The organism is Streptomyces sp. NPDC048734 (genome assembly GCF_043198675.1).
In the GTDB taxonomy this organism is placed as follows: domain Bacteria; phylum Actinomycetota; class Actinomycetes; order Streptomycetales; family Streptomycetaceae; genus Streptomyces.
The window spans coordinates 57,345-74,680 of the sequence record NZ_JBICUZ010000010.1; the positions used below are offsets into that span (position 1 = coordinate 57,345).

Consider the following 17,336-nt stretch of genomic DNA (forward strand, 5'->3'; position numbering starts at 1 on the left):
GCGGCGGCCTGCCTCACCTCGTGGACCGGCGGCCGCGTAAGCATGCCCGCGGCAGGTCGTCTCGCTACGAGGGCTGACGTGACGTGTCAGCTCGGGCCGGTCTGCTTCACTCCGCCATCGGACGGCATGCGGCGGGTGGGCAGCATGGCCGGTCTCTCACGTGCCGGTGGGTGTTCGGTGGCGGTGCGCTTGCGCCGGGTGCGCTGGTGGAGGCGGTCGAAGCCGGGTGCGGAAGTGGTGTGCGGCCGGGTGGATGCTCCTGGTGGCAGGCCGGTGATGGGGCGGCCTGGGGGTGTTCACGGCGTGAGGAGTTTGGCCAGCCGGTAGGCCTCCTGCAGGAGTTGGAACACCTTGTGGTCTCCGCCGGGTTTGTCGGGGTGCCAGGTCACGGCTGCGGCTCTGTAGAGCCGGGAGGGGGGTGCGGGGTCGGTAGGAGCGGCGCCGGCGAGTTCCCGCAGGATGGGCAGCACCCGGTGGTGGGGCAGGGGTGTCGTGGCGGTGACGCGGTCGAACTCCGCGTGGTGGAGGCGGATCTGCCAGGCCCGGGCACGGCGGGCGTCGGCTTCTTTCCTGCGCCGGTTGCACTCCTCGCGTCCCACCCGCTCGCGCCAGTGGGCCTGTTTGCAGGCGTCGGAGCAGAAGCGCGGTACACGGCCCGGCTGCCGGGGCCGGTTCCAGCCCAGTCCGCACTGGGCGCACTCAAGGCGCTGAACCTCCACGCCCTGTCGTGACTGCACTGAGCGTGCCTGCCGGGCCATGAGCCCGCTCCCCCCTTTTTTCTTGCTTGCCGCCTCAGAGGTACCACGCGGGGATCGGGGGGTGCAGGCGGTCTTTTGATTCGTAACACGGGACGCAGGGGCAGGCAGGGCAGCGCCGCCCAGTTGCTTCCGCCGACACCTGCTGCTCAAGCGGCTTCGCTCCGGCTCACGCCGCAACGCCACTTACACCGCCTTCCGCGAGGTCGGCCGGGTGATCCGCACTGTCCAGCTACTGCGCTACCTTTCCGATGCCCCGCTGCGCGGCCGGGTGACGGCCGCGACCAACAAGGTCGAGGCGTTCAACGGCTTCTCGGACTGGGTCCGCTTCGGACAGCGCGGCACGGTGAGGGCGAACGACCCGGTCGAGCAGGAGAAGGACGTGAAATTCACCTCTCTACTGGCCAATCTGGTGATCTTCCACAACACCCTGGACATCGCGGACGTGGTCCGCGAGCTGCAGGCTGAGGGCGAGGTCATCGACCCGCTCGACCTGGCCCAGATCTCCCCGTACCTGACCGAGCACATCATGCGTTTCGGCGAGTACTCCACCCACGAACTCGGCATCACCCCGGACGACTACGACGCCCACCTCAACGTCGACTTCAGTGCGCTCGGCAAAGACGTGGCGGAGGCCGCCCGCTGAGCCGGTCTCAGACATCCCGGCGCCGCACGACCATCACAGCAACGGCCACCGAGACAAGCGCCCAGGCCGCGAGCGCTATCCAGGAACCCGTGATCGTGGCCGGATATTCGCCCAGGCTGGTGTGGCCGTCGGGGTTCTGCGACAGCCGGGCCTGCGCGGCCAGCGGCAGGTGGTTGCCGATCTCCTTCAAGAGCCGGTACCTCTCGCCACCGAAGAGCATGGGCAGGATGAAGAGCATCCCCACGACGGCGACGATTGAGGCCGTGGCGTGTCTCAGGACGGAGCCGAGCGCCATGCCGATGAGCGCGCAGACCGGGATGACCAGCGCGTATGCAGTGACGGCCCGCAGGCAGCCGGGGTCGTGAATGGAGAGTCCGACGTGGCGGGAGGCGAGCATCGCGTTGGTGGTGAAGAACGACGTCACGGAGAAGATCACACCAAGGACGAGCGTGATCGCCGCGACGAGGACCACCTTGGCCGTGATCACCGCGCGCCGGTCGGGGACGGCGGCGAGCGTGGTGCGGATCATTCCGGTGGCGTACTCGCCGAAGACCGTGATGGCGCCGAAGCTGGCCGCGGCCAGTGCCATGACGCTGGCGGCGATGCTGCCCAGGCCGTGGAACAGCGGGTCGTACTTGTAGGGCGGGAGGCCGGGTAGTGGGGGATGCGGCTGGTCGATGTACGTCAGGTCGGAGTGGACGGCGTTCACGTTGATCGCGATGGCGACGACGGCGCTGAGGGCGAGCACCCAGTAGGTCGACCTTAGGGACCGCATCTTGATCCACTCGGAGGAGAGCAGGTCGACGAACCTGGCCACCGGTTCGGCGGCGCTCTCGGACGGCCGGGTGCCGGAGAACATAGTGGCGCTCATCGGGCTTCTCCTGCGAGGTATTCGACGCTGTCGGCGGTGAGGGACATGAACGCCGACTCCAGGGACGAGGTGTGGGTGGCGAGCTCGTGCAGCACGATGCGATGCCGGTGGGCGAGGTCGCCGATCCGCTCCGCGGTCAGGCCGGTGACCCGGCCCGCCTGGTCGCTCTCGCGGCGCACCGACGCACCCTCGGCGATCAGCAGGGCCTCCAGGGCCGCCAGGTCGGGCGTGTGCACGGTCACGCCCAGGGAGGCGTGGCGGGCTGAGAAGTCCTCCAGGCTCTCGTCGGCGATCAGCCGGCCCTGGCCGATGACGATGAGCCGGTCGGCGGTGTGCTCCATCTCGGCCATCATGTGACTGGAGACGAACACGGTGCGGCCCTCGGACGCCAGCCGGCGAAAGAGGCCACGCACCCACAGCACGCCCTCGGGGTCCAGACCGTTCAGGGGCTCGTCGAACAGCAGCACCGGCGGATCGCCGAGCAGGGCGCCCGCGATGCCCAGACGCTGCTTCATCCCGAGGGAGAACCCTCCGATCCGGCGCCGCGCCGCCTTGGCCAGCCCGACCTCCTGGAGGACCTCGTCCACGCGGGCCGGCGGGATGCGGTTGCTGCGGGCCAGGGCGGACAGGTGTGCCTGTGCGGTGCGTCCGCCATGGACATCCTGGGCGTCCAACAGCGCGCCGACGTGACGCAGTCCGCGCGGGCGGTGCGAGAAGGGAACCCCGTCCACGGTGACGGCCCCGCTGGTGGGGGCGTTCAGGCCCAGGATCATCCGCAGTGTGGTGGACTTGCCTGCGCCGTTCGGGCCGAGGAAGCCGGTGACCTTGCCCGGTTCCACAGTGAAGGTCAGGTTGTCTACGGCGACGGTGTCGCCGTACCGCTTGGTCAGCCGGGTGGATTCGATCATGGGTCCAGGCTGCCGGGGAGGGCAAGGAGCGGGCATCGGCCGATGGTTCACACTTGTGAGCCCTGCTGGTAGCCCGGGGGACTAAGCCCGTGGGCCAATGCCCCAATGGGAGCGCGTCGATAGGATCGACTGATGATCGCCACCCCCCATCCACCCCTGCTCAAACGCGTGCCACCGGGTGTGTGGGTGGCGGCCTTCTGGTCGACCCTCATCCTGGTACGCACGCTCCAAAGGCCGGACGAACTGCAGCGTCTGCTCCGGTACCACGGCAACATCGAGGACGCACCGCTGCTGGTCACCGCCGTCGTCACGACCCTGGGCGCGCTGCTGCTGTTCCGCGCACCGCTGGCGGCCGTGGCCATCGCGCTCGCGGGCGCCGTGTTCTCGCTCGGGATGGAGGTGCGGGCGACGCCGGTCGTGCTCTTCCTGTTGGCCGACGCGGCCGTGGGCTACACCGCGGCGACCTGCTCACGGCGGGTCTCGGTCCTCGCGGCCGTGCTCCCGGTCGGCGTGCTGGCCGTGTATACGGTCTGGCGGCTGGGAAGCGGGTACGCCTTCAACCTCTCGGTGCCGGCCGCCCTCGCGTCGACCGTCGTCATCGCCTGGCTGATAGGCAACACGATCCATCAGAACCGGGCACACGCGGACACGGTTCGCGCCCAGGCCACGCAGCAGGCGGTCACGGCCGAGCGGCTGCGGATCGCCCGGGAACTGCACGACATGGTCGCCCACAACATCGGCATCATCGCCATCCAGGCCGGCGTGGGCAGCCTGGTCATGGACACCCAGCCCGCCGAGACGCGCAAAGCGCTGGATGCCATCGAGGCCACCAGCAGGGAGACCCTCGCCGGCCTGCGGCGGATGCTCGGCGCACTGCGCCGGAGTGACCAGGAGTCCGCGCCGCTGGATCCGCTCCCTGGTCTGGCCGCCCTCGGTGAGCTGGTCGGGAAGACCGCGGCCGCCGGGGTCCGGGTCGACGTCCGGTGGCGGGGGGAACGTCGCGACCTGCCCTCCGATGTCGACCTGGCGGCCTTCCGCATCGTCCAGGAGGCGGTCACCAACGTCGTGCGGCATTCCGGCACCCGGGACTGCAGCGTCACGGTCGACTACCGCCCTGACGAACTGGCCGTCGATATCGTCGACCTCGGCTCGGGCGGCACCGTCGCAGAATCCGGATACGGCATCGCCGGAATGCGCGAACGGGTCAGTCTGCTGCACGGCGAGTTCAGCGCCGGGCCGCGTCCGGAAGGCGGCTTCCGCGTGGCAGCTCGGCTTCCGGTGTCTGTGGAGGCAGGCCGATGATCCGTGTCGTTCTGGTCGACGACCAGCCCCTGATCCGCTCCGGCCTGCGCGTTCTCATCGCAGACACCCCCGACCTGGAGGTAGCAGGAGAGGCCGGGGCCGGTGCCGAGGCGGTGGAGCTGGTCCAACGGCTCCGGCCGGACGTCGCCATCATGGACATCCGCATGCCTGGTACGGACGGCATCGAGGCCACCCGCCGGATCAACGCGGATCCGGAGTCGAAGACCCGCGTCCTCATCCTCACTACCTTCGACGACGACGAGTACGTCTATGGCGCGCTTCGCGCCGGAGCGAGCGGCTTCCTCGTCAAGGACATGCCGCTAAAGACCATCCTCGACGGGGTCAGGGTCGTCGCCGCCGGAGATGCCCTCATAGCTCCGAGCGTCACCCGTCGTCTCATCGAGGAGTTCGCGGCACGGCCCGAACCCACCGCCACTACCCGCCGGGCGGTGGTCGACGGCATCACCGACCGGGAACGAGAGGTCCTGACCCTCGTCGGCCGCGGCCTGTCCAACGCCGAGATCGCCGAAGAACTCACCATCAGCGTGGCAACCGCCAAGGCCCACCTCGCACGGCTCTTCACGAAACTCGACGCACGTGACCGGGTGCAGCTCGTCATCCTCGCCTACGAGATCGGCCTAGTCGCGCCCCCACGGTGAGGTTTGCCCGCGTGATCAGGCCAGCGACGGGCCACCCTACGGCGGCGATGAAGATCGCGGTAGCGGCTGGCTTCGCTCTCCATGCTTCAGAAAACCATCGATTGCTGGACACCAGGGTCTTGCGTCGGTCGACGGCGGCGCAGGATCTGCGCAGCCTGAACAAGAACCTTGTCCAGAAAGGGAGCCCGCCATGAGGCCAACCGCCGTACCCTCTTGCCTGGGCAGGCGTCATCACGGCCTGGTGGTCCCTGGGAATGGGGGTGCCGGTAAGAATGCTGTCACCGATCCTGCTGGCTTATTGCGCGGTGGCCTCGACGGTGTCCTCCGACTTGCGGTTCAGCTTCGACTTGAGGTCGTTGAACCTCTTCTTAACGTGCGGCGTGGCCTTCGCGGCAGCGATGCCCGCCGCGCCTACGGCTACGACCACCTTGATCACGTTCTCAAGACGCGCTGCGGAAACTCGGCGTCCCGGCCGAGAAGGGTCGCACCTCGGCCATCCGCCAGCTCGTCCTCCAGGCCCCGCACCCGTCATCGCCCAAGCACTGGGCTACCACGACAAGAGCACCACCCGCATCGCCACCGAAGCCGGAGCCCCCTGGAAGAACTATGCACCCGGCGACCACACGCGCTGAACGGCCCCTTGAACTACGCGGCGGGCGAAAGATCACACCGCTCGGCTGCCTTCACCCCACAGTGGTGACCATGCTGAACCGAGTAGCCGTCCTGTCCGACATTCACGGAGTCCTGCCGGCCCTGGAGGCAGTGCTCGCCGAACCAGACGTCAGCACCGCCGATCACGTCGTGCTCACCGGCGACATCACCGCCGGTCCGCAACCGACTCAGGTTCTCGACCTGCTGACCAGCCTCGGCGACCGCGTCATCTGGATCAGCGGCAACGCCGACCGCGAACTCCTTGAATACCGCCGGGGGCAACGCGACACGATCCCCGACCCGATCGCCCCCTGGGCAGCCGCACAGCTCCGCGAGGACCATCTCGACCTTCTCGGCTCGCTTCCACGATCACTCTCCCTGTCCGTGCGTGGTCTGGGGAAGGTGCTGTTCTGCCACGCCACCCCTCGCGACGACGAGGAGGTCGTCCTGGTCGACTCCCGCCTCGACCGCTGGAAGGAAGTCTTCGGCAGACTCGATGCCGACATCCGCACCGTGGTCTGCGGCCACACCCATATGCCGTTCGTCCGCCTCGTCCACGGCCGGCTCGTGATCAACCCCGGCAGCATCGGCATGCCCTACGGACGAACCGGAGCACACTGGGCCCTGCTGGGCCCGGGCGTCGAACTGCGAACCACGCACTTCGACCTTCAGGCCGCAGCCACCCAGCTCGGCCAGGAATCGTCCTACCCTGAAATCACCGAGTGGGCCGACTACTTCCTGCACGCTCGCGCGACCGACGCCGACGCCCTCGCAGCCTTCGCCCCACGGGACGGACGCGACCACAGTCCGTGACACCCGCCCCCCATCCACGACAGCAGGCAGCCGAACACCGACTACACGAGACCCCAATACGGTTACGCGGCGAGGGAGAGGTCGAGTCGGGCAAGGTGGCTGACGCGGGTGCGGTCGAGCGGGTGGCCGTTCCACCAGGCATCGAGGCGTATGAGGTTGAGCGCGACGGCGGAGAAGACGTGCTCCAGGTGGGTCTTCTGGAGACCGAGGTAGCGGGCACGTCTCATCCCGGTGACCGCGACGGCCTGGTGGATGGTTCCCTCGATGCCCGCGCGGGTTCCGTACTTGGCTCGCCACTGCTCGTCGCCCTGCTGGAGGCGGGCATGGTCGAGGACTTCCTGAACCTCGCGGGGTTGCAGGGAGAGAGTCCGGCCACCGGTCTTCGAGCTGGTGCACTGGTCGCGCACCGGGCAGGGGCGGCATGTCTCCTTGTTGAACTTGATGACGATGGCCTTGGTGCCGCGCAGGGTGGCGGGGCTCCACCAGGTGCTGGTGTCCCCGCGTGGGCAGGTGGCCTGCCGCTTGTCCCAGTCGATGGTGAACGCGGTGCGGTCGAACCCGGCGCCGGCACGCGCCTGGGGTGAGCTGTTCATCAGGACCGGGGTGACCAAGGTGACCCCGAAGTTCTTCTTGATGCCCACGATCAACTCGGCGGAGGCGTAACCGGAGTCGAGGAAGTGCTCGGCGGGCAGGAGATCGCGGGCGGCGAGCATGTGATGGACCGGTTCGGTCATTTCCGCGTCGGTCACTGTGGCGTCGGTGGTCGCGATGCCGGTGATCAAGCGCGGCGGCGGTCCGTCGGCTCCGGCGATCAGCGCCTGGCCGTCGGCAGCCGGGTCCTGGCCATCGGCATCGTCGCAGGACTCGCTGATGTGGATCTTGTAGCCGGTCCACCAGGAGCCCTGTTTGAGGCCGTAGCGGGCGTCGGTGTCGTACGGGGAGGCCAGCCTCAGTCTGCCGGGCGGGAGGTCTTTAGACGTCATCTCATTTGGCACGTAAATGCGAGAATCGGGCTTGCTGTGGTGCGCATCTGACCTGCAGGTTGCGCCATACTCCACAAGTGACCACGCCGATCGGCCCTGTGATTCTCTTCGATGACGACTACTACATGTATGTCCTCCAGGACCAAGCGTCCGCCGAGGCATGGTGGGAGATGCCTGACGAATACGCCTGTGGGTTCGACGCCCTGGCCAGACCGTTGCGTATGACGGGTGAGCCACACCAGGTCGCCCTCGAGCTCAGTGGTGATGAACCGGCCGAGGCAGACCTGCGCCGTCTCGTCGCCGACCACTACCAGCGGTTCCTGCATGGGCAGGCATCGCCCCGAGCGGCCGATCTTTCAGAGTTCGTGGCAAGCCTGCCTGTCGAGGGCTCGTAACACGAATCCGTTCGTCAGAAAGCACGCCAGCGGATCAGGAAGTGAGTCTGCGGTAGCAGATGAGGGTGCAGGCGATGCTGGCGAAGGCGAGGAAGTGGTCAGCCTTGCGTTCGTAGCGGCGGTGGAGGCGGCGGCAGACGGCGAGCCAGGACATGGTCCGTTCGATGGTCCAGCGGTGTCGGCCGAGCCGCTGGGAGGTCTCGATGCCCTTGCGGGCGATGCGGTGCCGGATGCCTCGCTGGGACAGCCATTGCCGCAGGTGGCGGTAGTCGTAGCCCTTGTCGGCGTGGAGCTTGCCGGGCCTGCGCCGACGAGGGCCCCGGCGGGACCGGATCGGCGGTATGCCTTTCACGAGCGGGATCAGGGCCTGGCTGTCGTGGACGTTGGCGCCCGAGATTCCGACGGACAGGGGCAGACCGGTCCGCTCGGTGATCAGGTGGATCTTCGAGCCGTACTTGCCCCGGTCGACAGGATTCGGACCCGTCAGGTCCCCCTTTTCAGGGCCCGCATGTTCACCGAGTCGATCGCACACCGCGACCAGTCCAGCTCACCGCGGGACCCGAGTTCATCGAGGACCAGGCGGTGCAGCTTGGCCCACACCCTGGCCTTCGTCCACTCGGTGAACCTGCGGTGAGCCGTCGCCCCGGACGGTCCGAACGACGCTGCGGGAAGCTGCTGCCACGTGCAGCCCGACGTCGCCACGAACACGATCGCCGCCAGCACCTCACGATCACCGTGCCGACGTCGGCCGCCGCCCTGAGGCCGCGACGGCGCCTCCGGCACCACCCGCTGGAACAGCTCCCACAACTCGTCCGGCACCAGCCGCTCAACAATCCCCACCACAACCAACAGCCTACCGACCCAAATGAGATGACGTCTTAGACGTCGTTTCACTTGGTGAGTCGGCGGTAGCTGATGAGGGCTGCGGCTATGCCGACGAAGGCCAGGAAGTGGTCGGCCTTTCGCTCGTAGCGGCGGTGCAGGCGGCGGCATCCGGCCAGCCAGGAGACCGTTCGCTCGACGACCCAGCGGTGTCGGCCGAGCCGCGTGGACGACTCGATGCCCTTGCGGGCGATGCGGTGGCGGATGCGACGCTCGCGAAGCCATTTCCGCAGGTGGCTGTAGTCGTAGCCCTTGTCGGCGTGGAGCTTGGCCGGACGCCGGCGGCGGGGTCCGCGGCGGGAGCGGATGGGCGGGATCCCGCGCACGAGCGGCTGCAGGCCGAGGCTGTCGTGCATGTTGGCGCCGGAGATGCCCAGCGACAGCGGTATGCCGTTTCGGTCGGTGATGAGGTGGATTTTCGATCCCGGCTTGCCACGGTCGGTCGGATTCGGTCCGGTCAGGGGCCCCCTTTTGCCGCCCGCACGCTGACGGAATCGATCGCGCACCGCGACCAGTCCAGCTCACCCCGAGCACCAAGCTCGTCCAGGATCACCCGGTGCAGCCTGGCCCACACCCGGTCCCGACTCCATTGAGCGAAGCGACGATAGACGGTGGGCCAGGCCGGCCCGAACACCGGCGGCAGCTGCCGCCAGGTGCAGCCCGAGGTGGCCACGAAGATGATCGCCGCCAGGCACTCGCGGTCTCCGGCCCTCCGTCTGCCGCCGCCCTGTGGGCGTATGACCTCCGTCGGCGGGACCACCCGCCGAAACAGCGTCCACAACTCGTCCGGCACCAACCGCTCGATCAGATCCGTCATGTACGGCTCAACGAGCGATCACGCCATCAGAAACGACGTCTTAATACCTCCGAGGAGGCGTCAGCGCCGGAGGCTGCCGACCGGCCCACCGTTAACGGCGTTAATACCTCGGAGCCGCAGCACCCCGACAAGCCTGCGCAGGCCGAAGCCGGGCAACCCCGCCGGCTGCCGTACGACGATGCCTTCTCTGTCGTCACCCACCTGCACTTCAAGATGGAGCCAGCAGTGTTCGCCGAGGGCGCTCGTGTGTGGCTGCGGATCCTGCGAGAGCACCAGCCTGACGCCTATCGCGCCCTGCTCGAGGAGCAGTCCCAGCCGGAACGGCAAGCCTGACTCCGCGGTAAATACCCAGAGACCCTGTCCCGCCTGGTGTGCTCCAGGTGTCGGCAGGGTCTCTGCTGTGTGGCGCCGTCGCTCCAGCGCGTGGGTGGGCGGGGGTGTGTAGGTGGTGGGGCCGGTGAGCGTGCCGTTGTGGCATTCCAGGCAAGGGCCGAGGTGCGCAGGAGTGCTGGCGCAGAGCGCTTGTTCCACAGCTGTCGCATTTCTGAGCAAGAAGGTCCTCAGTCCCCTCGTACGCGGAGCTGGGCGTGCAAATTCGCTGGTCGGCAGAGGGGCCGGTACGGGATGCTGCACGCGTGATCGAGCGAGAAGCCGCCGTTCGGATAGTCGAGGAGCAGCTGGAGCGCGACTATCAGCAGTGGCGGGCTGTGAGCGCGGACGCGATGAGGATGGCTGTGACTCGTGTCAAGGAGCACGAGTTGGTGTGGATCGTCTCCTGGCAGTCCGAGGACTTCGTACGCACCCGGGACTCGAAGTACACGCTGATCGGTAATGGGCCGTATCTGGTCGACCGCGTCGACGGGGGACTGCACCAGATCGGCGTCGTCTCCGCGGTAACCGGGGAGTGGGAGGCCGACTACCGGGCCCGGATACGCGGGCTGCCGGTGCGCACCGCGGTGGATGATCTGCACGATGCGCTCTGCGGAATCGCGGCTACGCGCGGACGCATGCATGCTGTGCGGACACTGCGTCAGAGGCTGCCCGTGCTCTCGCCCGCGGAGGCCCTCGAGTACGTGAGCGCGTTGCTGGAGGGTGAGGCACCCGCCCGCCTCATGGCCGTCGCCACCAAGGAACTCGTGGAGCCTCTCAACCCGGTACTTGCGGTGAAGACCATTGTGAGCGACGTGCTGCAGGATGCGGCACGCATCCGGAAGATCAGCGAGCTGGGCCCGACCTCGCGCAGCATCTGACGCGGGCATCGGCACGCAAGGTGATGACGGATGTCATCGGCAGCCAGGGATTGGAAGCCGCTCAGGTCATCATGACCGAGGGCGTGGCTCAGGCTGTGAAGCAGGGCAAGAGGCGTCCCACGGCCTTGCTGCTCACCTCGATCGCGAAGGAACTGTCCACGCCTTCGATTCCCGCGCAGGAGCAGAGGTCAGAAATTTCTGTCCTCCCGGCGCAGCCCTCTGTTCCTGTTCAGGTCACCGCTTTGGAGCGGGTTGCCGCCTCGCTCAAGGAGCGCGTCTACTCGTTGCTGGCGCCCGCTGCGGTACAGGCGGCTCTGGAGGCCGACCCGGTCGCGGCCCGTGAACACCTGGAGCGTCTGGGAGGGGAGCTGGAGCGGGTATCAAAGCGTCTGGCTGCCGCTCGCCGTGCCGTCGTCTCAGCGGCTCAGGCCACGGAGGCCGCCTCCTCCTAGCGGATCCGCCCTTTGCGGTCACCCACTTCCCGGAAACGGAAAAGGGCCCGGCTTTCACCGCGAACAAGTCGCGGTGAAAGCCGGGCCCTTTGTTGTCGTTCGCAGGGAGGATGGTGTCAAGCCGCCAGGTTGTGCACAGGTAGGGCGATGTAGGCGGTGGGGTGGCATTCCAGGCAAGAGCCGAGGGTGCGCAGGGGCAGTGCGTGGTGGTAGCGGCGGTGGCATATCGGGCAGGTGGTGCGTGCGGCCATTGCCTTGTCGAGTGCGGCTTCCTTGGCGAGTGTCATCGGCCGGACGGATAGGGCGGGGTCGATGCGGTGCAGCCAGGCGAAGCGGCGGCCGCCTCGGCAGTCGATCCGTGCGGCCGGTTCCTGGCCGCCGGGGCGCAGGCCCATCGCGCGCAGTTGGCGGCGGGTCGCGAGGCCGGTGCTGGCCTGCTTCCAGCAGAAGACCGAAACCGATGGGTTCGAGGGATCTGAACGGTGCTCCGGTGAGAACCCGCTGAAAGGGTGGTGGTCCTGGGAGGGAGTACCGCACGAGTTCGCCTTCGCCGTCTGGGACAAGATGGGGCTTCCGATCTTGAGGGGGCGTGGGATGGGTTACGACCTGCAAGCAGTGATCTCTGAAGGGGAGGCGCTGCGTGGTGCGGCGCGGGACCTGCCTGCCGCTCGGTTGGCGTCGATCGGACAGGGCCTGTCGCTGATGCCGATGACGGATGCGCTGTTCGATTCCGTTGCAGACGGCAGCGGCGTAGGCGCGTTGGGGTTTTGGCGGTTGCCAGGAGGATTCGAGAAGGCCCTCGCTGCTTGGTCAGTCGGTGGGCCGGTGGCCTACGTGGAAGCTGAGTACTTCGGCGGCGTGGGCGAGCAGCGGGCTGCCGTGTGGGATGGCGGCACCATCGTGCTGGGCCCGCTCCATGTGGAGGAGGGCCAGCCCTTCCCGCCAGCTGGCAGTCCGATCTCTCAAGCGCTGCGGCGGTTGGGCGTAGTGGCAGGCGTCGGCGAGGACGAGTTCTCGGCTGGGGGGTTGGACGGGCATCGACACGGCGAAGCGTGGATTGACTGACGCGCGACTGTGGGGTGAGGCGGGGTGGCCGGGTGGCTTGTCCGGTCCTCGCCCGTGTGGGACGGGGGGAGGCCGGACGGGGCGACGGGTCAGCGTTGAAGGGTGCCGGAATCGGTAGGGCACTGACGTGGTTTTTTGGGCATGCTGGCCGGCAGGGGCGAGGGAGGTGGGGGGGCGTTCGTGGACTTCGTCTTCGTGTGCGGCTGGTGCGGTACCGAGTGCGTGGTGTGGGGTGAGCCCGTCGTCTCGTGGTGGGCGCAGAAGTACCAGGTGCCGGATGAGTTCGAGTGCTGGAGCTGCGGTGGGGAGAGCACGAGCCCGCCTCCGCCCTGGACGCCAGCCGACTAGGTGCTGTCCGGCCGGATCATGACGGCCGCCCGCCGGACGGCCTGACGGGCGGGGACCCTGGTCGTGGATCAGCCGACGGAGACACAGGGGTAGGGGAATCATGGTCGCGTTTCACGCGTCCGCGCTGGACGGAGTCGCCCGTAACCCGGCGCTGCCGGCACCGTTGCTGCTGCGCTTGCTCGCCTTCGACTGCGGCGGTGACGGCCCGCCCCGTTACGCCCTCCAGCGGGCTGGACTCCCCGAGCCGGCCGTCGCGGTGATCCTGGCTCATTCGAACCCGGGTGCTCGGATCGACTTCGCGATGAGCGCCAGGGCCGAGCCCGCGCAGCGGGCCCGGCTCGTGGACGACCCTTCCCCCAAGGTGCGGGCCGCTCTCGCCTACGGACCCGAGGAGTGCGACCCGCGTACGACGGTCGCGCCGCTGCCGGACGACGTGTGCGCCCGCCTGCTCGACGACCCCGACCCTTCCGTACGGGCGGCCCTGCTGGACTCACCCCATCTCGCGCCGTCGTTCGTGGCCTCCTTGGCCACGCACCGCGATCCGGCAGCGCGCCGAAGCGCGGCGCGCGCATGGGAGGAGCTGTCGCCGGGCGAGCGGTCAGCGCTGCTTGCCGACCCCGACCTCGAGGTGCGGCGGGCCGCCGCACTGTGGGAGTGCCGACGGGACGCACGCGTCACCGCCGAGCTCCTCCGCGATCCGAAGTCCGCCGCTGCGGCGCTGCGCCGCGGACTTTTGCACCGTGCGGACGCCGAGCGATGTGTCGCCGAGCGGACGCACCTGGCTGTCCTTGCCGAGAACCCGTCGCTGCCCACCGACCTCGTGGAGCAGCTCGCCGTCGACCCCGACGAGGCCGTACGGCTCGCGGTCTCCCTCAGGCCCGAACTCGGCGAGACGCGGCGCATGACGATCGACTTCACGGTGGGGGCCTTCGACAGAGGGAACGTGGAGTGGGTACGGGACGGGCTCGCCAACCTTGAGGTGCTGCGACGGGCCGCGACCTCCGCCCACCCGCTGCTCCGGCGCACCGCCGCCCAGAGCCCCCACCTGCCGCCCGACCTCATGCGCCTGCTCGCACGCACCGAGGACCCCCTGGTGGAAGCCCTCTTGAGTGTGCACCACCCCGACACCCCGGAGGAGGTCCTGATGCGTGTGTACGCACGGCTCGGCGGCACATTCTCCGCCTGGATGACGGAGACGCACCCCCGCTTCCCCCGCGAGGGTCTCGCCGCCCGCTACGCGGACCATCCGGACGGCAACTACCGACGGCTGGCCGTCCGGGACCCGGCCGCCACACCCACGCTGATCGAACGGCTCAGCCATGACCCCGCGGTCTGGACACGCCAGGCGGCGGTCAGCGACCCGCGCCTCCCGCTCCACCGGCTCCGCGAGGCGCTTCATGTCCCTGAACTGGCCTCCAGCGCGGGCGCCAACCCTGCACTCCCCGAGGACGAGATGGCCGCTGTCCTGAACCGGGTCGGCGTTCCCGCCTGACCACCGAACGGAACCGCCCGGCCCTGCGCCGCTCCCCTATGGCTCGTCCGAACAGTCCCCAGATACGAAGGCCATAATCGACCAGGCATCCCCTGTCCGTCCGTCGTGGCCGGTGCGGGGCTTTACAGACCGCGGGCATCGGCCATCGAGGCGGCCTCACCGAGCAGGCGGACCGGGACGCGGCCCGTACGGTGCGTGTCGTTGAAGGCGGGCACGGAGTCGACGTGGTCGCCGAAGCGGCGGCGGATGGCGTCCAGCACGACAGCTGCGGCGTCGGCCTCCAGGCCGCGGTCGGCGCCGGCCTCCTTGCGGATGGCGCCGAGCAGGCAGACCGCGCCGGACTCGTCGGTCAGCGCTCCCGCGCACCAGCCGTCGGCTTCCATCCGGGCCCGGGCCCGCTCGAGGAGAGCAGCCACCGGAGTGGCGGGAAGTTGCCGCGGCGACTGGAGGGCCGGTGTGAGCGGCACGGTGATGACGTCGGCGAGGTCGACGGGGTCGGTGTGGATATGCGCGGTGCGTACTTCGTGGGCGACGGCGGCCTCGTCGAGCCGGACGGTCATGGCCGCCTCTACAGCGGCCAGCCGGGCGTCCAGGCTGAGACGGCCTGCGTCGGCGGGTGCCGCGGGAGAGGGTGTCTGGACGGGCGGGGCGGCGGGCGCGGTGGGCAGTGAGGCGGCCATGGAGGAGCTCCCGTCAGGGGCGTGACACGAGGCCGGCCACGGCGACCAGGGTCTGCGTGATGGCGGGGGCGATGCCGGTGGAGGCGAGGCAGAACCCGAACGCACCGCACGCGAGGGCGGAGCCAGCACCGACGACGCGCTGGCGCAGCAGGACAGCCACGACGACGGCCAGGAGCAGCGCGGCGGAGACGGAGACGATCACGGGGTGATTCCTTCCATGGGGTGGGGCGGGAGGGTGTGGGCCGTGCGGGTAGGGCTGTGGCCCCGGCGGGTGCCGGGGCCACAGCGCAGCAGGGCGGAGGTTGGTCAGTCGTCGTGCGGGCCGGTGCCGGCGGAGGCCGGGGCGGGCGCGTAGATGCCGTGGTCGACCTGGTGCAGGCGGCCTTCGGCGACGAGGTCGGACAGGGCGTTGCGGATGGTGCCGGCGGCGGCGTCGACGGCGCTGCGGATTTCCTTGGCTGTCATCTGGCCGGTGACCGCGGCCAGGACCTTGTCCTTGACCGTGGTCTTGGGCCGCTTCTGGGTGGGCAGCGGCGGTGGGGCGAACGTTCCGACGCCGGTGAACTGGCCGTCGTCGCTGTGGCCCTGGTCGTCGTCCTTGCCGAAGGGCGGTGGCATGGTCCAGTCGTGCCACAGGCCCTGTGCCTCCAGGGCGGTGATCTCCCGGTCGGTGAGACAGTTGATGGAGCCGTCGGCGGGGAAGATCTCGTCGAGTCCGTCGGGGGAGCCGTCCTTGGGCAGGTGGACGTACAGGGAGCGCATCATGGTCGCGCCGGAGCCGGTGACGGTGTGGCCGACGCCCTGGGTGGGGTCGCCGGGGATGTCGTCGGTGGCGCTGTGCATGCGGTCCATGAGGGATGTGGAGGCGTTGAACCGGTCGGGGATGGCGGCGAGGTCGACGTCGCCGGCGAGTCCGCCGGTGGCCTGGCGGGCGGCGATGCCGCCGGAGGAGTTGGCGATGCGCAGCACTACGCCGATGCCGCCTTGGACCTGGTCGCGCAGGGAGGCTTCGCCGCCGAGCTTGGACAGGTTGAGGGACTGGCCGGCGAAGACGATGCCGATGCCGAACTTGCGGCCCTCGCGGGCGAGGACGTCGGTCATGTGGGCGATGTCGTCGCCGAGGCTGTCGTCGCCGACGAGGGAGTTGAATTCGTCGAGGACCAGGACCAGGCCGGGGTAGGGGGAGTGGGCGGAGAAGTCGTGGCCGCGTTCGGCGTTGATCTGGCCGCGGATGTCCATCAGGGCGATGGCGGCCTTGAGCATCCACCAGGTGAAGACGGGGCCCGCGTCCTGCCGGTCGATGTGGCGTCCGACGGCGCTCATCTGCGCGTCGGGGCGTGCGGAGGTCACCCAGGTCGCCAGGCCGGCCAGCGCCCACGCTGCGCACATCAGGGCCAGGGCGACGGTCTTGCCGGAGCCGGTGACGCCGACCAGGAAGCCGTGCAGGGTGCCGGCTGCGGACTGCATGTGGACTTTGGCGTCGGATCCGTCGTGGGCGGTGCCGATGGTGTAGCGGCCGTAGGCGTCCAGGGTGAGGAGCTCGCGGGTGGCGCGGCGTGAGGCTTTCAGCGGCGGCGCAGTTCCTCTGCCCAGGTACGGAGCTGGTCTTCGAGGGCGAGGTTGTCGCCGCGGGTCACGGTCTGGAGCAGTTGGGCGCATACGGTCGCTTCGGCGGCGAGGCTGGCCGGGCTGCCCAGGACAGGGAAGGTGCCACGGACGCGGGCGGCGGTGTCCGGCTAGAGGAGCGAGTAGGCGTAGAGAGTGGCGGCGTCGAAGCCCCCCGGGGCTTGCCCCCATCCTTCCCAGTCCAGCAGGCGCAGTGGTTCGGTGAGGTTCGCCCAGTGCACATCCGCATGGGCTGTGGTCCAGCAGGAGACGGTCGGGGTCGGGATGCCGACAAACTCGGGGATGGCCCGCTCCATGTACTGCTGCCGTACGGCGACGCGGCTGGTGTCGACGGCCGCGACTTTCTCCAGCGTCCCGGCGAGGTCGTTCCACCAGGAGTCCGGCAGCTGGAGGTCGTGCTGGAGGATCGGGTCGTCGGACAGGACCGGGGCGTCGACGCGGACCGACAGCTCCGCCCGGTAGGCGGTGCCGTCGTCGACGGCGTCGTGGACTGCCAGGAGGGCGGGCCGGTGGCCGTCGAGGTCGCCGAAGGCGTGCTGGGCATCGAGGGCGCCGTCCCACAACTTTCCCACGGCCTTGTCCTCCGGCGCGGACACCAGGCGCAGCCAGGCGGGCACGCCTCTAGCGGTGCGGGCCGGGGCACCCAGGGTGCGCCCGGCCCAACCCCAGAACTCCGTGCCCGGCTTCACCTGGACGTCCAGAGCCTTCGCGGTGTGCGCGTGGTGGGCGCGCATACGCTGT

General features: G+C 69.2%; 22 protein-coding genes. 10 read left to right on the forward strand and 12 right to left on the reverse strand.

Annotated elements, in window-relative coordinates:
* Positions 1 to 296: 296 nt before the first annotated feature.
* A complete protein-coding gene (locus tag ACGFQC_RS24800; protein ID WP_363091734.1) occupies positions 297 to 719 on the reverse strand; it encodes a J domain-containing protein in 423 nt (140 codons plus the stop codon).
* A 181-nt stretch (positions 720 to 900) separates the two neighbouring features.
* On the opposite strand from ACGFQC_RS24800, the gene ACGFQC_RS24805 reads away from it, so the two are divergent.
* Complete coding sequence (locus ACGFQC_RS24805; RefSeq protein WP_393288731.1) at positions 901 to 1,401, forward strand: Tn3 family transposase; 501 nt, start codon at positions 901 to 903, stop codon at positions 1,399 to 1,401.
* A gap of 7 nt (positions 1,402 to 1,408) precedes the next feature.
* On the opposite strand, the gene ACGFQC_RS24810 is transcribed toward ACGFQC_RS24805, so the two are convergent.
* On the reverse strand, positions 1,409 to 2,272 hold the full coding sequence (locus tag ACGFQC_RS24810) for an ABC transporter permease subunit (protein WP_363091733.1): 864 nt from the start codon (positions 2,270 to 2,272) through the stop codon (positions 1,409 to 1,411).
* Entirely contained in the window at positions 2,269 to 3,180 is a 912-nt protein-coding gene (locus tag ACGFQC_RS24815) for an ATP-binding cassette domain-containing protein (RefSeq protein ID WP_363091732.1), read from the reverse strand. The genes ACGFQC_RS24810 and ACGFQC_RS24815 overlap by 4 nt, the downstream gene beginning before the upstream one ends.
* Before the next feature lie 132 nt (positions 3,181 to 3,312).
* Here ACGFQC_RS24815 and ACGFQC_RS24820 point away from each other — a divergent pair, with 132 nt between their 5' ends.
* Together ACGFQC_RS24820 and ACGFQC_RS24825 are read left to right on the forward strand one after the other, a co-directional pair.
* Complete coding sequence (locus tag ACGFQC_RS24820; protein WP_363091731.1) at positions 3,313 to 4,482, forward strand: histidine kinase; 1,170 nt, start codon at positions 3,313 to 3,315, stop codon at positions 4,480 to 4,482.
* Entirely contained in the window at positions 4,479 to 5,141 is a 663-nt protein-coding gene (locus ACGFQC_RS24825; protein ID WP_363091730.1) for a response regulator transcription factor, read from the forward strand. Before ACGFQC_RS24820 ends, ACGFQC_RS24825 begins: the two co-directional genes overlap by 4 nt.
* Positions 5,142 to 5,436: 295 nt before the next feature.
* Here the strand turns inward: ACGFQC_RS24825 and ACGFQC_RS24830 are convergent, their stop codons facing one another.
* The gene (locus ACGFQC_RS24830) at positions 5,437 to 5,568 is read right to left on the reverse strand and encodes a hypothetical protein (RefSeq protein WP_363091729.1); all 132 of its coding nucleotides are present in this window, start codon (positions 5,566 to 5,568) and stop codon (positions 5,437 to 5,439) included.
* A gap of 275 nt (positions 5,569 to 5,843) precedes the next feature.
* Between ACGFQC_RS24830 and ACGFQC_RS24835 the strand changes: the two genes are divergently transcribed.
* Positions 5,844 to 6,605 (forward strand): metallophosphoesterase family protein, encoded by a 762-nt coding sequence (locus ACGFQC_RS24835; RefSeq protein WP_363091728.1) that lies wholly within the window; start codon positions 5,844 to 5,846, stop codon positions 6,603 to 6,605.
* Positions 6,606 to 6,667: 62 nt separating this feature from the next.
* Here the strand turns inward: ACGFQC_RS24835 and ACGFQC_RS24840 are convergent, their stop codons facing one another.
* On the reverse strand, positions 6,668 to 7,588 hold the full coding sequence (locus tag ACGFQC_RS24840) for a transposase (protein WP_363091727.1): 921 nt from the start codon (positions 7,586 to 7,588) through the stop codon (positions 6,668 to 6,670).
* Positions 7,589 to 7,665: 77 nt separating this feature from the next.
* On the opposite strand from ACGFQC_RS24840, the gene ACGFQC_RS24845 reads away from it, so the two are divergent.
* Positions 7,666 to 7,983 carry a hypothetical protein gene (locus ACGFQC_RS24845; RefSeq protein WP_363091726.1) on the forward strand — a complete coding sequence of 106 codons (318 nt, stop codon included), beginning with the start codon at positions 7,666 to 7,668 and terminating at the stop codon, positions 7,981 to 7,983.
* Between the two features lie 34 nt (positions 7,984 to 8,017).
* Here ACGFQC_RS24845 and ACGFQC_RS24850 read toward each other — a convergent pair.
* Positions 8,018 to 8,817, reverse strand: a protein-coding gene (locus ACGFQC_RS24850) for an IS5 family transposase (protein ID WP_363091782.1) whose coding sequence is annotated in 2 segments (ribosomal slippage) — positions 8,018 to 8,478 and positions 8,478 to 8,817 — 801 coding nt in all. Because the reading frame shifts where the segments join, the coding sequence is not laid out codon by codon here.
* A gap of 56 nt (positions 8,818 to 8,873) precedes the next feature.
* Positions 8,874 to 9,682 (reverse strand): IS5 family transposase gene (locus ACGFQC_RS24855; RefSeq protein ID WP_393288669.1). Its coding sequence is split into 2 segments (ribosomal slippage): positions 8,874 to 9,340 and positions 9,340 to 9,682, totalling 810 coding nucleotides; the frame shifts between segments, so codons are not numbered across the junction.
* Positions 9,683 to 10,317: 635 nt separating this feature from the next.
* Between ACGFQC_RS24855 and ACGFQC_RS24860 the strand changes: the two genes are divergently transcribed.
* Positions 10,318 to 10,932, forward strand: a complete 615-nt coding sequence (locus tag ACGFQC_RS24860; RefSeq protein WP_363091723.1) for a YrhB domain-containing protein — start codon at positions 10,318 to 10,320, stop codon at positions 10,930 to 10,932.
* 23 nt (positions 10,933 to 10,955) lie between these two features.
* Positions 10,956 to 11,384 (forward strand): hypothetical protein, encoded by a 429-nt coding sequence (locus ACGFQC_RS24865; protein ID WP_363091722.1) that lies wholly within the window; start codon positions 10,956 to 10,958, stop codon positions 11,382 to 11,384.
* Positions 11,385 to 11,500: 116 nt separating this feature from the next.
* On the opposite strand, the gene ACGFQC_RS24870 is transcribed toward ACGFQC_RS24865, so the two are convergent.
* Complete coding sequence (locus ACGFQC_RS24870) at positions 11,501 to 11,947, reverse strand: RRQRL motif-containing zinc-binding protein (protein ID WP_363091721.1); 447 nt, start codon at positions 11,945 to 11,947, stop codon at positions 11,501 to 11,503.
* Positions 11,948 to 11,978: 31 nt separating this feature from the next.
* Between ACGFQC_RS24870 and ACGFQC_RS24875 the strand changes: the two genes are divergently transcribed.
* The 3 genes from ACGFQC_RS24875 (at position 11,979) to ACGFQC_RS24885 (ending at position 14,289) form a co-directional block, all read left to right on the forward strand.
* A complete protein-coding gene (locus ACGFQC_RS24875; protein WP_363091719.1) occupies positions 11,979 to 12,449 on the forward strand; it encodes a hypothetical protein in 471 nt (156 codons plus the stop codon).
* 180 nt (positions 12,450 to 12,629) lie between these two features.
* On the forward strand, positions 12,630 to 12,797 hold the full coding sequence (locus ACGFQC_RS24880; RefSeq protein WP_393288671.1) for a hypothetical protein: 168 nt from the start codon (positions 12,630 to 12,632) through the stop codon (positions 12,795 to 12,797).
* Positions 12,798 to 12,897: 100 nt separating this feature from the next.
* Positions 12,898 to 14,289, forward strand: a complete 1,392-nt coding sequence (locus ACGFQC_RS24885) for a Mucin-2 (protein WP_363091716.1) — start codon at positions 12,898 to 12,900, stop codon at positions 14,287 to 14,289.
* A 122-nt stretch (positions 14,290 to 14,411) separates the two neighbouring features.
* On the opposite strand, the gene ACGFQC_RS24890 is transcribed toward ACGFQC_RS24885, so the two are convergent.
* The 4 genes from ACGFQC_RS24890 to ACGFQC_RS24905 form a co-directional block, all read right to left on the reverse strand.
* The gene (locus tag ACGFQC_RS24890; RefSeq protein ID WP_363091715.1) at positions 14,412 to 14,969 is read right to left on the reverse strand and encodes a hypothetical protein; all 558 of its coding nucleotides are present in this window, start codon (positions 14,967 to 14,969) and stop codon (positions 14,412 to 14,414) included.
* Between the two features lie 13 nt (positions 14,970 to 14,982).
* Positions 14,983 to 15,171, reverse strand: coding sequence for a hypothetical protein (locus tag ACGFQC_RS24895; protein ID WP_363091714.1), 189 nt, complete (start codon positions 15,169 to 15,171; stop codon positions 14,983 to 14,985).
* A 104-nt stretch (positions 15,172 to 15,275) separates the two neighbouring features.
* Positions 15,276 to 16,436 carry a hypothetical protein gene (locus ACGFQC_RS24900; RefSeq protein ID WP_363091713.1) on the reverse strand — a complete coding sequence of 387 codons (1,161 nt, stop codon included), beginning with the start codon at positions 16,434 to 16,436 and terminating at the stop codon, positions 15,276 to 15,278.
* Between the two features lie 269 nt (positions 16,437 to 16,705).
* Positions 16,706 to 17,329, reverse strand: coding sequence for a hypothetical protein (locus ACGFQC_RS24905; RefSeq protein ID WP_363091712.1), 624 nt, complete (start codon positions 17,327 to 17,329; stop codon positions 16,706 to 16,708).
* Positions 17,330 to 17,336 lie beyond the last annotated feature (7 nt).